Genomic DNA, 14,494 nt, shown 5'->3' on the forward strand with positions numbered 1-14,494 from the left:
GGCCGGGCGCCGGCCGCTCACCGGTATCCGGGCGGCCTTCGCACGACAGCCGGGCCGCGACGACCGTCGCGGCCCGGCTGCGGTGGTCCACCCGCCGCGGTGGCGTCAGACCAGGGTGGTCAGCACGGCCGGGTCGTACGGGACGGTCCCGGCCAGCTCGCCGCGCAGCGCCTTCGCCGCCCAGTCCGGGTTGGCCAGCAGCGTCCTGCCCACGGCGACGAGGTCGAACTCGTCGCGCTCCAGCCGGGCCACCAGTTCGCCGATCCCGGTCACGCCGGCCTGCCCGGTGTAGCCCTGGGCGAACTGGCCCTCACCGAACTGCCGGTCCAGGCCGACCGAGCCGACCGTCACGACGGCCTTGCCGCTGAGCTTGCGCGTCCAGCCGGCCAGGTTGAGCTCGCTGCCCTCGAACTCGGGCAGCCAGTAGCGCCGGGTGGAGGCGTGGAAGACGTCGACACCCGCGTCGGCCAGCGGGGTGAGCAGCTGCTCCAGCTCCTCCGGGCTCTCGGCGATGCGGGCCCCGTAGTGGTTGACCTTCCACTGGGAGAACCGGAAGAACACCGGGAAGCCCGGGCTGACGGCCGCGCGGATGGCCTGCACGATCTCGGCGCCGAAGCGGGCCCGGGAGGCCGGGTCGCCGCCGTAGCGGTCGGTGCGCCGGTTGGTGGTGCTCCACAGGAAGTCGTCGATCAGGTAGCCGTGCGCGCCGTGCAGTTCGACGCCGTCGAACCCGAGCCGCTCGGCGGTGACGGCGGCCTCGGTGAAGGCCGCCACCGTGTCGTCGATGTCCCGCTGGGTCATCGCCCGCCCGGCCGGGGCGCCGTCCAGGCCGAGACCGGACGGGCCCTCGGTGGGCGGCTCGGTGCCGGTGCGCACCACCCCGGTGTGCCACAGCTGGGGAATGATCCTGCCGCCGGCCCGGTGCACCCGCTCCACCACGTGGGCCCACCCGGCGAGCGCCTGATCGCCGTGGAAGCGCGGCACGTCGTCGTACGCGCGGGCGGCGGCCCGGCCGACGTAGGTGCCCTCGGTGATGATCAGCCCGACCTGGTGCGCCGCCCGGCGGGCGTAGTACTCCGCAACCTCCTGGCCCGGCACGCCGCCGGGGGACTTCATCCTGGTCATCGGGGCCATCACGATGCGGTTGGGCACCGTCAGATCACCCACGACGAACGGCTCGTCCAGGCTGGCCATGGTTCCTCCCGAATTGTCGGCACTACTGGCACAAACATCCCGGGTGCGCCTTTTCCGACGCCCCGGCACATCTTTTCCGGGTCGTGCGGGAAATGGTCTGGCCGGTCGCACCCCGGTAGCGCATGATTATCGGCCCTGCTGATCGCGGCGTCCAGCCGCGGCCCGGCCGGTGGTATTGGATTGCACAAGGCGATCCAGTGCATCGACATAATCATCTTGACCGTGTCCGCGTGATCACTGATAGTGGTCCAGGTGGTTCCGCGTCGCCTTTCGAGTCGCACCGGTGAATTGATTCCCCTGGCGATGAGTGTCGCGGACAGGATTGCCGAGGAAAGAAAGGTGGCGGAACCCAGGGTGAGTCAGAGTCCCCTTACCGCGCAGATTTCCCATGAGCTGGACGGCAAGCGGGCGGTGGTCACCGGCGGCAGCCGCGGCATCGGCGCCGCCATCGTGCAGAACCTCCTCGACGCCGGCGCCACCGTCGTCACCGGCGCCCGCAGGCCCACCGAACACACTCCGTCCGCCGCCAAGTTCGTGCCGGCGGACCTCGGCACGCCGGACGGTGTGCGCGGGTTCGCGGACGCCGCGCTGGACGCGCTCGGCGGGGTGGACATCATCGTCAACAACGCGGGTGGCTGCCGGGCCTTTCAGACCGCGCTGGAGATCGAGAACGACTGGCAGTACACGGTCGACATCAATTTCCTCTCCGCCGTCCGGCTCAATTCCGCACTCGTGCCGTCCATGCGCGCGGGCGGCGGCGGGGTGATCGTCCACATGTCGTCGATCGCCACCATTTCGTCGTACCCGATGATCCTGCACTACGCCGCCGCCAAATCCGCCCTGGAGGTGTACAGCAAAGGGCTCGCGGTCGAACTGGCGCCGCACGGTATCCGCGTCGTCGCCCTCTCTCCGGGAAACGTGATGACACCGGGAGCGGACGAAGCGCGCGACAAGATCGTCGACTATCTCGGCAGCGAATCGGAGGACTGGGCCGACGAAGTTCCGCTCGGGCGGATCGGCCAGACCCAGGACATCGCCGACGCGGTCGGCTTCCTGGTGTCCCGACGCGCTTCGTGGATCACCGGCAGCAACCTCGTCATCGACGGCGGGAAGAGCGCCTCGCTGTGACCGCTCGCCACGGCGGGACTCGCCCGCCACGACTGGAAGGACTGGCACGATGACCGCGACAGGGGACGGGCCGCGGGCCTACCCGTTCGGCCCGATTGACCAGCTCAACGTCGACCCCGAGCTGGCCACGGCCTGCGCCGAACAGCCGGTCCTGCGCGTGAGCCTGCCCTACGGCGGCGACGCCTGGCTGGTCACACGGCATGCGGACGCCAAGACGGTGCTGGCCGATCCCCGGTTCAGCCGGGCCGCCGCCGTGGGCGAGGACGTGCCCCGCACGGTCTCGGCCGGCCTGCCCCGCACCTCCATGCTGAGCATGGACCCGCCGGAGCACAGCCGGCTGCGGCGCCGGGTGGCCAATCCCTTCACGGTGCGCCGGGTCGAAGCGCTGCGCCCGCGCGCCCAGGAAATCGTGGACGGCCTGCTCGACACCATGATCGCCGAAGGGGCGCCGGCCGACCTGACCCGGATGCTGACCTGGCCGCTGCCGGTCACGATGATCTGCGAGCTGCTCGGCGTGCCCTTCGCCGACCGCGAACAGTTCAACACCTGGGTGGACGGCCTGCTGATGCTCTCCGATCCGGAGCGGTCGGCGCGGGACCGCGGGCACCTCAACGACTACCTCGCCGGTCTGATCGCGGCCCGCCGGATCACCCCCACCGATGACCTGCTCGGCGAACTGGCCGCCGTCGAGGACGAGGAGAGCCGGCTCACCGAGGAGGAACTGGTCAGCCTCGGGGTCAGCCTGCTGTCCGCCGGCCAGGAGGCCACCGCCAACCAGATCGGCAACTTCGTCTACACGCTGCTGACCAGGCCCGAGCTCTGGCGGCAACTCGTCGACGATCCCGGCCTGATACCCGACGCGGTCGAGGAACTCTTCCGGATCGTCCCGATCAGCGCCACCGCGGGCTTCACCCGGATCGCCACCGAGGACGTGGAACTGAGCGGGCAGACCGTGCGCGCCGGTGACGCGGTGGTCGCCGAATTCGCCCTGGCCAACCGGGACCCTGAGGTGTTCGACCGCCCCGACGAGATCGACTTCCGCCGGGGGAGCGTCCCGCACCTCGCCTTCGGGCACGGCGTGCACCACTGCCTCGGCGCGCAGCTGGCCAGGATGGAACTGCGGGTCGTGCTGGACACCCTGGTGCGCCGGCTGCCCGGCCTGCACCTCGCCGTGCCGGCCGACCAGGTGCCCTGGCGGACCGAGCGCCTCATCCGCGGCGCGGACGCCCTGCCGGTCGGCTGGTGAGACTCGCGCCGGTGGCGGGGCGCCCGCCGGCCGGGACCACCGCCCGCCGGCGCAGGGTCCAGTCCGCAATCGACATCACCCGGACGCTACGGGAGGGCTCAGCATGGCCGAACCACTGGAGCCGGTCACCGCGGTCGTGCGTGATCCGGGCAAGGGACTTGCCGAGGTCATGGCGGCCATCATGGAGGGCTACGGGGACCGGCCCGCGCTCGGCGAACGCGCCCGGGAGCCCTCGACCGCGCGCCTGCTCCCCGGCTTCGACACCATCAGCTACCGCGAGTTGTGGGCCCGGGTGCGCGCGGTCGCCGGCGAGTGGCACCACCACCCGCAGTACCCGCTGAGCGCGGGCGACCGGCTCTGCCTCCTGGGGTTCACCAGCACCGACTACGCCACGCTCGACCTCGCGTGCATCCACGCGGGCGTCGTGGCCGTACCGCTGCAGTCCAGCGCACCGCTGTCCCAACTGGGGCCGCTCATCGCCGAGACCGAACCGCTCGCCCTCGCCGCGAGCATCGAGCGCCTGGACACCGCCGTGGAGGCCACCCTCGGGGGAACCACGATCCGACGGGTGATCGTGTTCGACTACCGCCCCGAGGTCGCGGAGCAGCGCGACGCCTTCGAGTCCGCCCGAAGGCGCCTGGCCGAAGCCGGCCGCCCGGTGGCCGTCGAACCGCTGGCCGCCGTGATCGACGCCGGAGCCGTCCTGCCACCCGCGCCCCTGTTCACCGCCGACCCGGGCGACGACCCGCTGGCCCTGATCATCTACACCTCCGGCAGCACCGGCACCCCCAAGGGGGCCATCTACACCCAACGGCTGGTCGGCACCTCGTGGAACGGGTTCACCTACGGCTCGGAGGACGTGCCCCCGATCAGCATCCACTACATGCCGCAGAGCCACCTCGCCGGCCACATGGCGCTGATGGGCTCGCTCGCCCGGGGCGGTGTCGGCTACTTCACCGCCAGGAGCGACCTGTCCACCCTGTTCGAGGACATCGGGCTGGTCCGCCCCACGGAGCTGACCATGGTCCCGCGCGTGTGCGACATGATCTTCCAGCAGTACCGGAGCGAACTGGACCGGCGGGCCGGCGAGCCGGGCGACGTCGAGACGGCGGTCAAGACCGACCTGCGGGAGAACTTCCTCGGCGGGCGCGTCGCCAAGGCCTTCTGCGGCACCGCCCCGCTGTCCGCCGAGGTGGCGGCCTTCGTCGAGTCCTGCCTCGGCTTCCACCTCTACACCGGCTACGGCTCCACCGAAGCCGGCGGGGTGCTGCTCGACACGGTGGTGCAGCGCCCGCCGGTGCTCGACTACAAGCTGGTCGACGCCCCGGAGCTGGGCTACTTCCGGACGGACGTGCCGCACCCGCGCGGCGAGCTGCTGCTCAAGACGACCACCGCCATCCCCGGGTACTACAAGCGGCCCGAGCTCACCGCCGAGATCTTCGACGCGGACGGCTACTACCGGACCGGCGACATCATGGCCGAGATCGGGCCCGACCGGCTGGTCCACGTCGACCGCACCAAGGACGTCCTGAAGCTCTCCCAGGGCGAGTTCGTGGCCGTCTCCCGCCTGGAGGGCGTCTTCGTCGCCAGCCCCCTCATCCGTCAGGTCTTCGTGTACGGCAACAGCGAGCGCGCCTACCCGCTCGCCGTGATCGTCCCCGCGCCGGACGCGCTGGCCAGGGCCGGCGGGGACACCGCCGCGCTCAAGCCGCTGCTCGCCGAGTCGCTCCAGCGGGCCGCCAAGGAGGCCGAGCTCAACTCCTACGAGATCCCGCGCGACTTCCTGATCGAGACCGAACCCTTCAGTACCGGCAACGGCCTGCTCGCCGACAGCCACAAGCTGCTGCGCCCCAGACTCCGGGAGCGCTACGGCACGGCCCTGGAGCGGCTGTACACCGAACTCGCCGACGGGCAGGCCCGACAGCTGCGCGCACTGCGGCAGGCCGGGCCGGACCAGCCGGTGGCGGAGGTGGTCGGCCGGGCCGCCCAGGCGCTGCTCGGTTGTTCCGGCACCGAGCTGAGGGCCGACGCCCACTTCACCGAGCTGGGTGGGGACTCGCTGTCCGCGCTGTCCTTCGCCACGCTCATGAAGGAGATCTTCCGGATCGAGCTGCCGGTCGGGGTGGTGATCAGCCCGGCCAACGACCTGGCGCGGCTGGCGCGGTACATCGAGGAGGAACGCGGATCCGGGGCGAAACGGCCCACCTTCGCCTCCGTCCACGGCGAGCACGGCTCCGAGGTCCGCGCGGGTGATCTGACCCTGGATCGCTTCCTCGACGCCTCGACGATCGCCGCCGCCCCGACCCTGCCCCGCCCCGACGGCGCCGTCCGCACCGTCCTGCTGACCGGGGCCACCGGCTACCTCGGCCGGTTCCTGTGCCTGGAATGGCTGGAGCGGCTGGCGTCCTCGGGCGGCCGGCTGGTCTGCGTCGTCCGGGGCGGCGACGCCGCCGCGGCGGCGCAGCGGCTGGAAGCGGCCTTCGACAGCGGTGACGCCGAACTGCTCGGGCGCTACCGGGACTTGGCCGAGGGGAGCCTGGACGTCCTCGCGGGCGACATCGGCGAGCCGCGGTTGGGCCTGGACGAGGACACCTGGCAGCGGCTGGCCGACACCGTGGACCTGATCGTCCACCCGGCCGCCCTGGTCAACCACGTGCTGCCCTACCGCGAGCTGTTCGGACCCAACGTCGTCGGCACGGCCGAACTGATCCGCCTGGCGCTCACCTCGCGGATCAAGCCCGTCACCTACGTGTCCACGGTCGCGGTGCTCGCCGGATCCGCGCCCGCAGTCCTCGACGAGGACGCCGACATCCGCCGCAGCAGCCCGGTGCGGCGGCTCGACCAGGGCTACGCCAACGGGTACGCGACCAGCAAGTGGGCGGGCGAGGTCCTGCTCCGGGAGGCGCACGACCTGTGCGGGCTGCCGGTCGTCACCCTCCGGTCGGACATGATCCTCGCGCACAGCCGGTACCGGGGGCAGCTGAACGTGCCCGACGTCTTCACCCGGCTACTGCTCAGCCTGCTCGCCACCGGCATCGCGCCGGGCTCGTTCTACCGCAACGGCAAGCGCGCGCACTACGACGGCCTGCCGGTCGACTTCACCGCCGAGGCCGTCGCCACGCTGGGCGCGCAGGCCACCGGGGGCTACCGGACCTTCAACGCGCTGAACCCGCACGACGACGGCGTCTCGCTGGACACCTTCGTCGACTGGCTCATCGAGGCCGGCCACCCGATCCGGCGGATCGACGACTACGACGACTGGCTCGCCCGCATCACGACCGCGCTCCGCGCCCTGCCGGAGAAGCAGCGCCAGGACTCGTTGCTGCCCCTGCTGCCCGCCTTCGCGCAGCCCGAGGAGGGCGTCCCCGGTTCGGCGGTTCCCGCCGCGCGGTTCCACGCCGCCGTGCGGGCCGCGAAGGTCGGCCCGGACCAGGACATCCCGCACCTGTCGGCGGCCCTGATCGGCAAGTACGTCACCGACCTGCGCCACCTCGGGCTGCTCCTTCGTTAGCCCCTGACCCATCCGACGCGGAAGAAACGGGAGTTCGACATGGCGCAGAGCATCGACGAGACGGTCCTGGCGGGTCTGCGGCGCCTGGAGGTGAGCGACTTCGCGGGCTTCCGGGCGCTGTGCACCGCCAAGGCCACGGTGTGGCAGAACGACGGGCAGGGGGAGCAGCCGATCGGCGAGCGGCTGGAGCACTTCAAGTCCTTCGCCGCGACGCTCGATTCCTTGCGGTACGACGTCATCCGCCAGTTCCGGAAGTCGGACGAGGTGCTCCAGCAGCAGGTCATCCACCTGGTGCTGACCGACGGTTCCCGCCATGAGGTCCAGACCGTCGTGTACTTCCGGTTCGAGGGTGAGCTGATCGACCGGATCGAGGAGTACGTCTACACCGTGCCGGAGAGTACGAGTCCGGAGGGTGCGAGTCCGGCGAGCACGGCGTCAGGCGACGGCGACTCCGCCGCCCGGTAGCCCGAACGACCGCCGGGGCGTGGAAGTCGGTTCCGCCGACTTCCCACGCCCCGGCGGTCGTGGCGAGCTCAGCCCTCCTGGGCGAGGCCCTTGATGTCCTCGTAGCCCATGCCGAGCTGGTTGAACATCAGGATCTGCTCCTTGGGCATGCCGAGACCGGTGAGCTCCGTGAGCTGCGCGTCGGTCAGCGGCTTGCCGGGGCCGGCCTGCGGCTTGCCGGAGGTCCCGAACCCGCCCTTCCCGGCGCCGGCCCCGGCGCTCGCGAGGGAGAGCACCGCGTTCTGGATGTCCTCCCCGGTGAGCTTGGTGGCGTCGGTCGGTGCCTGGACGGTCGGGGCGGACTGGCTGAACGCGAGCTTCACCGGGAACGCGGTGCCCGGGCCGGCCTTCGACGAGAGCTGCGCGAGGTCGAAGGTGGCCGAGGAGAACTTGCCGCCCTTCAGGTACACGTCGACGCCGATCTTGCGGTCGGGCACGTCGGCCGGGACCTTGGCGGGGAGCTTCCCGAACTGCTCCGGGAACTTCGCGGACAGCGGCTTGACGGCGTTCAGCACCCCGTCGAACACGTCGCGGGCCGGGGCGCTCATCAGGACGTGGTCGGCGCCGTCCGCCTTGCCCTTGTCCTCGAAGGTGACGGTGCGGGTGAACACGTCCTTCAGCGAGTTGGTCAGCTGCTTGGCGGTGTCCGGGTCCAGCGAGGGCTTGCCGGTCGGGGTGGTCGACTTGGCCCCGTCGGACTTCTTGGCCGCGTCCGCGAGCTCCTGCAGGTCGAGCGAGACCCACTTGCCGGCCAGCACGTCCTTGACCGGGTTCAGCTCGGCGGGCAGGTCCTTGGCGATCGCGTCCACCTGCGCCGGGTCCTCGCCGACCAGCTTCACCAGGCCCTTGGCGTCGGCGCGCACGAACGCCTTGGCGTCGACCTGGCGGTACTCCAGGAGCGCGGTGCCCTTCTTGTCGGAGAGCACGTAGGAGACGCGCAGCGACTTGTCCGGCGTCACCTCCTGGGAGCCACCCTGGTTTTGCGCGTTCTTGAAGGTGTCGAGTTCCTTGAGGGGCTTGTCGGCGGCCATCGCGACGGAGACGCTCAGCCCGGACAGGGCCTCGGCGCTCTTCTGCTCGACCTTGTCCCCGGTGGCGTTGCCGAAGGCGACGATCTGCTCGGGAGTGGCGTCCACGGAGATCGTGGCAGCGGCGGCGGTGCCGTCGCCGATCGCGCCGAAGGCCTTGGAGACCTTCTGAGCGGCCGAAAGCTGCTGGACGGTGCCGCAGGCGGTCAGACCCGCGGCGAGGACGGACGCGCAGACGGCGACGGGCATGGCGCCGCGTGCGGCCTTGCGAATAACGGTGTTGATGGTACGTCTCCCGTGTGACTGGACCTGGGCCGCGGACCGGCCGATCCCTCCCCTGTGGCGTGTGGCGCCACAGCGCTCACACATGTGATCACATTATCAACAAGTGGGTGTGTGATTTCTTCGGTCTCCGATTTCGTCAGTCGCCGGGTTCGGTAGCCATCGATTTCGTCAGTTGCCGGCTCGCAGCCCGACCCGCAGCCCGGCGAGCAGGACCGGAAGCGACCGGTGGCCGTTGGAGATCAGCGACGCGACCGGGGCCAACTCGGCACCCGGAGCGAGCGCGAGGTCCGGGAAGCGTTCGAAGAGCCTGCGCAGCGCCGTCTCGGCCTCCATCCGGGCCAGCGGCGCGCCCAGGCAGAAGTGGGGGCCGTGCCCGAAGGCGAGGTGGTCCTTCACCGGCCGGGTGACGTCGAAGGCGTCGCCGGTGTCGCCGTACCGGCAGGGGTGTCGCCCGGCGGCCGCGTAGGCGGCGAGGATGGCCTCTCCCCGGCGGATCGTCACCTCGTCCGACAGCCGGATGTCCTCGACGGCGTAGCGCAGGGGCAGGTGCGCCACCGGGGCGTCGTGGCGCAGCGCCTCCTCGACGACGTCGCTCCACCGCGCCCGGCCGGCCCGGACCTCGGCGAGCTGGTCGGGGTGGGTGAGCAGCAGCGCGATCCCGTTGTCGATCAGGTTCACCGTCGTCTCGTAGCCGGCCGAGACCACCAGCAACAGGGTGTCGCGGAGCTCCTGTTCGGTCAGGGCGGCGGCCTCGCCCTCGCCCTCGGTGTCCCGGGCCGTGACCCACACGGCCAGCGGCCAGGTGGGGACCACCTTCGGGAAGTCCGGCCAGTGCCGGTGGCCGTCCTTGGAGACCCGGGGGTCCTTCAGCAGCAGCTCCAGCAGGCCGGGGTCGGCCACGGCCCAGGCCTCGACGCCGAGGATGTCGACGGGCGTCGCCGGGCCGCGCGCGCACAACTCGGCGGTCTCGGCGTCGCGTTCGCGGCCGGTGGGATCGAGGACGAGGCGCGGGCAGTCCATGAGGGCTCCTTCGCTCGGTCGAGTCGGGCGGGAGGCACCGGAGCAGCGCTCCGGATCAAGGATGCGGCCGCAACCCCGCCCGCGTCGGGAGGGCGTCCCGGCCGACGCGGGGGTCCCCTGGAAGCCTTGGGGCGGAAGGAGTTCGCCGGTGCGGGCGGTGTGGGCGTACCCGTGGGCGCTGGCCTTCGGGGTGCGGGTCCGGGTGCGGTAGCCGACGTGGATCAGGCCGAAGCGCCTGTCGTAGCCGTGGGCCCATGCGAAGTTGTCCAGCAGGTCCTCGGGGTAGGCGCCGTCCGGCGTCGGGCCGAGGAAGACGCGGTTGCCGACGGCGTCGATCCGGGGCGGGTCACCGTCACGCCCGCGAAGCGGCCGGTGACTCCCGGAGGGTGCGGCGGGCGGCGGCTGCGGCGAGCAGGGCCCAGAGCAGGCTGAGGCCGGCCACGGCGTAGACGCCGCCGGAGAGGAAGGCGAAGTCGAGGTCCCCGGAGGCGGGCGGGGCCCAGCCCTCGGGGTCGACGAGGACGGTGGTGGTGGTGCCGATGTCGGACGATCCGTAACAGCCCGAGCCCTGGTACTCGGCGTGCGGGAGCGGCTTTCCGTCCGTGCGGCGGATGCCGCAGGTCCAGTGCGTCCTGCCGCCCTTGTCCTTGCTGCCGTGGGCCCAGGTGATGACCGCCTCGGTCCGCTCCCCGCGGTGGGCGAGGACCTCCGCCCGGGTGGTGGCCGTGGGGACGGCGAGGAGCAGGACGCCCAGCAGGACGCCGGGCCAGAGCACCCAGCCGCGGGCACGCACCGCCATCAGTGCGCCCAGCGAGGCGATGAGCGCCAGTACGGCGAGGATCGTGAAGAGGGCGGTGTGGTCCGGGTCGACGGCGAGCACCATCAGCCCGACGATCGTCACCGGGGCGAGCACCGCGACCAGGGCCGCCGTCCGGCGGATGGTCCGGGGCGACAGCGGTTTGTCCTTCCGGGGCCGCTTCCGCTGGGCGGTCTTCGGCCGTTGGGCGGCGGCCGCGTCGCTCAGCGGTCTCTTCTGCTTCTTCCGGCCCTTTGCCATGGTGGCCCCCGTTCGGTGGTTCGTCGTACTGCTCGCGACAGTGTGACCGGAGGCCTGGCGGCGTGGAAGACCGGGGCCGCTGTTCCGACCGGCCCGGGGCCGGCCGGAGGAACGGACCCGTCACGGTTCGTCATGGCTCGTCATGGACGGCCGAGACCTTCCTGTTCGAGGTCGAGGTCGCGTTGGAGGCGGCGCAGCGTGGTGTCGCTGATGCGGTGCTCCTCGTCCGGCGACGGGCGTCCGTCGGCGGTGCCCGTCAGCGGCGACCGAACAGCCGCGCCAGGAAACCGCCCCGGCCCTTCGTCCGGTCGCAGGCGCAGCGTCCGGACTCGGGCACCCCGGCGAGCACCTGGTCGACGTGCATGCCGCACCCCGCATAGCTCGCCTTGCCGCAGGTCCGGCAAGTGGTTCGTCGACACATCGCGCTACTCCTCACGTCGCACCCCCGGATGGGGCGCCGGTCCTGCCAATATACCCCTATGGGTATTTTTACGGCGCGGGGGCGGCCCGGGACCCGGACCCCGTCGTGCCCGGGCCCCGTCGTGTCCGGCTGGTCAGCCCCGGCCGGTCCGGGGCGCCGGACCGGCCGTAGCCCCGGATCAGCAGCGCCCCCCGCCGAGCATGATCCGCGCGATCAGCTCCTGCCGGCTGCCCACCCCGGTCTTGCCGAACACCGACTTCAGGTGGTCCTGCACCGTGTACGGCGTCATCGCGAGCACCCGGGACACGTCCCGGGTGTCGCTGCCGCGCACCAGCAGCAGCGCCACCTCCTGCTCGCGGGCGGTCAGCCCGTACGCGGCCAGGTGGAGCGGCATCAGCTCGGCCGGCGAGGCGGGCGAGGCCACCACCGTCACCGTGTCCGCCGCCCCGCCGCCGCGCAGCGTGGAACCGTGCAGCAGGTACCAGCGGTCGTCCCGGGTCCGGACCCGCACCGGCGTCTGCGGCACGGTCAGCCCGTGCGCCGCCCGGCGGGCGTGCTCGGCGGCCATCGCCACGCTGGTCGGGACGGTGAGCGAGGTGGGGGTGGGGTCGGCCAGCCGGACGAGCAGCTCCTCGGCCGGTCCGGACAGCGCCTGCAGCCGGTTGTGCCGGTCGAGCACCAGCACTGCCGGCCCCGGATCCACCGCGTCCGGCGCCCCGGCCGGTACGTGGCACGCCCGCAGCGCGTTGCCCAGGTGCCGGGCGGCGGCGTCGGCGAGTTCACGCTGGCGCCCCAGGTACGGGCCGCGGTCCGGGACCCGCAGGAACGCCGCGCACCCCCACATCCCGCCCGCCGCGTCGAACACCGCGCGCAGTTCGTCCCCGAATCCGGCCGGCGCGACCTGCTCCCGGTACCGCACGCTCTCCTGGAGCCGCCCCTTGGTCGCCCGGCTCAGCGTCTCGGCCTGCACCCCGCTGCGCCGGATCTTCGGAAAGGTCGCCAGATCGTCCGCCCACACCTCCAGCCGTACGGCCTGCTCGAACGCGGTCAGGCTGAGATCCTCGCTCTGCACCGAGTTCACCAGTCCGGTCGCCGGGTCCGCCGTGTGCCAGCACACCGCGTCGAACTCCAGTACCGGACGCAGCAGTTCGTCAGCCCGCCGGAACACCTCCGGCGTCGTCAGCCCCGCCCCCGCGAGCTCCCGCATCCCCTCGATCGCCGACCGCGCCGCCACCCCACGACCCCCACGAAGTCCCATGGCGGGAAGCTAACACGCGGTTCGTACTCCCACCCATGGGCCGATCGGCGGGGTGCGACTCCTCCTCGGGACGGTCCGGCGCCTCCCCGGTCTCATCCTGACGTCCCGTCAGGATGAGACCGGGGAGGCGCGGAAACGCCTCAGGCCGGGAGGGAGTCCATGAAGGAGCTGACCGAGAAGACGGCCCGTCCGGGGCCGGCCGGGCCACCCTCCCTCGACCAGGTCGCCTGACCCCACTTCGCCCTGGTTGACCCGTCAACCAGGGCTCTGGCCGGCGACGTCCACCAGTGGTTGATGGCCCCGGTGGACGGTCAACCGGCCGTCCACCAGCCCGGCAACCACCCGGGAAGGGGCATGCCGACCGCGCCGAATGCGGTCGGCACGCCCCTGCGGCGTGCGCGGATTGCCACCGTTGAGTCACGCCGAGCGATCGCGAGGGAAGTCCTGGCGGTGCTCGCCGTCTCCTACCTCTGCCACCACGTCATCGGCTGACCCCGCTCCCTCGGCCGGCGCCCGCTCCCCGTCGGCCAGGCATGACGAAGGGCCGCGCACCACCGGTGGGCGGTCTCCAGCGGTCGTCGCAACACGTGGTCGGTTTGATCAGGCCGCGAGGAGTTCAGCCAGACGCTCGGCTGGGGTTTCCCAGCCGAGCGTCTTGCGTGGACGGCGGTTGAGCTGGTCGGCGACGGCGGCCAGGTGCTCCGGGGGTGGAGCGACAGGTCGGTGCCCTTGGGGAAGTACTGCCGCAGCAGGCCGTTCGTGTTCTCGTTCGAGCCGCGCTGCCAGGGGCTGGCCGGGTCGCAGAAGTAGACCGGGACGTCGGTGGCGAGGGTGAACTCGCCGTGCCGTGCCATCTCGCTGCCCTGAGGAAGCGGTTCGGAGAGGGCGATGCTCGGCCGCTACAACGTCACTGCCTCCACCCGCTTCGCGACCCGGAAGGCCCTGACCTGGACGAGGACGACGACGGCCGGGAATGAGCCTCATCTCAGGAGCAAACCGACGAGCTGATCAGGTTGCGGGTGGCCCAGGGCGCCCGCGTTCAGGGCAAAATCCCAGCCGGACGAGTCGGACCCACGCCCGCGGCCCTTCCGTGATCGCGAGACTCGCTGTTGTGATCAACGACGATCAGTGGTGAGACAGAGCACTGCAGGCGACACCTGCCTCGGCGCGCCTCTCGCCCTCGCGTGCACTGAGAGTGATCAACTAGGGCATGGCATCGTCCTGGTCCGGCAAACGGGTGCGCCTGCGCGCTATCGAACCCGACGATTGGACGGCGTTCGCGCGCTTCGCTGACGCTGACGGTTACGGGCAGGGCCGGACCCGGCTGGACCTGCCGCGGTCCGCCGAGAGCTATCGTGCCTGGGCGCAGGGGCAAGCCGTTGCCGAGTGCGATGACGACCGTTTCCGGTTGGCAGTCGAAGCGACGGCCACGGGAGAGCTGGTCGGCACGGTCGGCTCACATCGCACCGGCCGTCCATCGGGCTGGTTCGAGTTCGATGTCACGATCGGCGCTGAGCACCGACGCAAGGGCTATGCGGCGGAAGCCGTGGTGCTGCTGCTGCGCTTCATGTTCGCCGAGCGGCGCTATCACAAATGCCTGGCGGCGGTCTTGGCCGACAACGGGGCATCGCTGGCACTCTTTCGTCGGCTCGGCTTCACCGAGGAGGGGCGCCTGCGGAAACACGTCTTCTCCGCCGGCCGGCACCACGACCTTGTCATGATGGGCATGCTCGTCGACGAGTTCGACCGGCGACACGCGATGAGCGAACCGTGAGCCGGTCATACGATCACGTGTGGAACGGCACGCGGACCTGATCAACGTTCGCTGCTCGCGGGTGGAGG

At 71.6% G+C, this 14,494-nt stretch carries 11 protein-coding genes and 1 pseudogene; 5 read left to right on the forward strand and 7 right to left on the reverse strand.

The window, feature by feature from the left end; all coding sequences use genetic code 11:
- Nucleotides 1-105: 105 nt before the first annotated feature.
- Nucleotides 106-1,194: an NADH:flavin oxidoreductase gene (locus P3T27_RS24480; RefSeq protein WP_280681975.1), complete on the reverse strand. Its 1,089-nt coding sequence runs from the start codon at nt 1,192-1,194 to the stop codon at nt 106-108.
- A 303-nt stretch (nt 1,195-1,497) separates the two neighbouring features.
- On the opposite strand from P3T27_RS24480, the gene P3T27_RS24485 reads away from it, so the two are divergent.
- The 4 genes from P3T27_RS24485 (at nt 1,498) to P3T27_RS24500 (ending at nt 7,544) form a co-directional block, all read left to right on the forward strand.
- Nucleotides 1,498-2,322, forward strand: coding sequence for an oxidoreductase (locus P3T27_RS24485; protein WP_280681977.1), 825 nt, complete (start codon nt 1,498-1,500; stop codon nt 2,320-2,322).
- 49 nt (nt 2,323-2,371) lie between these two features.
- Nucleotides 2,372-3,568: a cytochrome P450 gene (locus P3T27_RS24490; protein ID WP_280681979.1), complete on the forward strand. Its 1,197-nt coding sequence runs from the start codon at nt 2,372-2,374 to the stop codon at nt 3,566-3,568.
- A gap of 103 nt (nt 3,569-3,671) precedes the next feature.
- Nucleotides 3,672-7,079, forward strand: coding sequence for a carboxylic acid reductase (car, locus tag P3T27_RS24495; RefSeq protein WP_280681982.1), 3,408 nt, complete (start codon nt 3,672-3,674; stop codon nt 7,077-7,079).
- 39 nt (nt 7,080-7,118) lie between these two features.
- Nucleotides 7,119-7,544 carry a nuclear transport factor 2 family protein gene (locus P3T27_RS24500; RefSeq protein ID WP_280681984.1) on the forward strand — a complete coding sequence of 142 codons (426 nt, stop codon included), beginning with the start codon at nt 7,119-7,121 and terminating at the stop codon, nt 7,542-7,544.
- Nucleotides 7,545-7,612: 68 nt separating this feature from the next.
- On the opposite strand, the gene P3T27_RS24505 is transcribed toward P3T27_RS24500, so the two are convergent.
- From P3T27_RS24505 to P3T27_RS24530, 6 genes and pseudogenes are all read right to left on the reverse strand, one after another.
- Complete coding sequence (locus P3T27_RS24505; RefSeq protein WP_280681986.1) at nt 7,613-8,860, reverse strand: hypothetical protein; 1,248 nt, start codon at nt 8,858-8,860, stop codon at nt 7,613-7,615.
- A 204-nt stretch (nt 8,861-9,064) separates the two neighbouring features.
- Entirely contained in the window at nt 9,065-9,916 is an 852-nt protein-coding gene (locus tag P3T27_RS24510; protein WP_280681988.1) for a cytochrome P450, read from the reverse strand.
- Nucleotides 9,917-10,268: 352 nt separating this feature from the next.
- Complete coding sequence (locus P3T27_RS24515; RefSeq protein ID WP_280681990.1) at nt 10,269-10,973, reverse strand: hypothetical protein; 705 nt, start codon at nt 10,971-10,973, stop codon at nt 10,269-10,271.
- A gap of 256 nt (nt 10,974-11,229) precedes the next feature.
- Nucleotides 11,230-11,394 (reverse strand): hypothetical protein, encoded by a 165-nt coding sequence (locus tag P3T27_RS24520; RefSeq protein ID WP_280681992.1) that lies wholly within the window; start codon nt 11,392-11,394, stop codon nt 11,230-11,232.
- A 178-nt stretch (nt 11,395-11,572) separates the two neighbouring features.
- Complete coding sequence (locus P3T27_RS24525; protein WP_280681994.1) at nt 11,573-12,652, reverse strand: helix-turn-helix transcriptional regulator; 1,080 nt, start codon at nt 12,650-12,652, stop codon at nt 11,573-11,575.
- Between the two features lie 600 nt (nt 12,653-13,252).
- Nucleotides 13,253-13,518, reverse strand: a pseudogene (locus P3T27_RS24530) (IS30 family transposase); the annotation flags it as partial.
- A gap of 344 nt (nt 13,519-13,862) precedes the next feature.
- Here P3T27_RS24530 and P3T27_RS24535 point away from each other — a divergent pair.
- Nucleotides 13,863-14,426, forward strand: a complete 564-nt coding sequence (locus P3T27_RS24535; RefSeq protein ID WP_280681996.1) for a GNAT family protein — start codon at nt 13,863-13,865, stop codon at nt 14,424-14,426.
- The last annotated feature ends 68 nt before the right edge of the window (nt 14,427-14,494 follow it).

The organism is Kitasatospora sp. MAA19, assembly GCF_029894125.1.
Taxonomy (GTDB): domain Bacteria; phylum Actinomycetota; class Actinomycetes; order Streptomycetales; family Streptomycetaceae; genus Kitasatospora.

Bases quoted from the DNA above. Each gene is read 5' to 3' on its own strand.
- car (WP_280681982.1), top strand. From the start codon at position 3,672: ATGGCCGAACCACTGGAGCCGGTCACCGCGGTCGTGCGTGATCCGGGC.
- P3T27_RS24525 (WP_280681994.1), bottom strand. From the start codon at position 12,652: ATGGGACTTCGTGGGGGTCGTGGGGTGGCGGCGCGGTCGGCGATCGAG.
- P3T27_RS24510 (WP_280681988.1), bottom strand. From the start codon at position 9,916: ATGGACTGCCCGCGCCTCGTCCTCGATCCCACCGGCCGCGAACGCGAC.
- P3T27_RS24485 (WP_280681977.1), top strand. From the start codon at position 1,498: ATGAGTGTCGCGGACAGGATTGCCGAGGAAAGAAAGGTGGCGGAACCC.
- P3T27_RS24480 (WP_280681975.1), bottom strand. From the start codon at position 1,194: ATGGCCAGCCTGGACGAGCCGTTCGTCGTGGGTGATCTGACGGTGCCC.
- P3T27_RS24500 (WP_280681984.1), top strand. From the start codon at position 7,119: ATGGCGCAGAGCATCGACGAGACGGTCCTGGCGGGTCTGCGGCGCCTG.
- P3T27_RS24505 (WP_280681986.1), bottom strand. From the start codon at position 8,860: ATGCCCGTCGCCGTCTGCGCGTCCGTCCTCGCCGCGGGTCTGACCGCC.
- P3T27_RS24515 (WP_280681990.1), bottom strand. From the start codon at position 10,973: ATGGCAAAGGGCCGGAAGAAGCAGAAGAGACCGCTGAGCGACGCGGCC.
- P3T27_RS24490 (WP_280681979.1), top strand. From the start codon at position 2,372: ATGACCGCGACAGGGGACGGGCCGCGGGCCTACCCGTTCGGCCCGATT.
- P3T27_RS24520 (WP_280681992.1), bottom strand. From the start codon at position 11,394: ATGTGTCGACGAACCACTTGCCGGACCTGCGGCAAGGCGAGCTATGCG.
- P3T27_RS24535 (WP_280681996.1), top strand. From the start codon at position 13,863: ATGGCATCGTCCTGGTCCGGCAAACGGGTGCGCCTGCGCGCTATCGAA.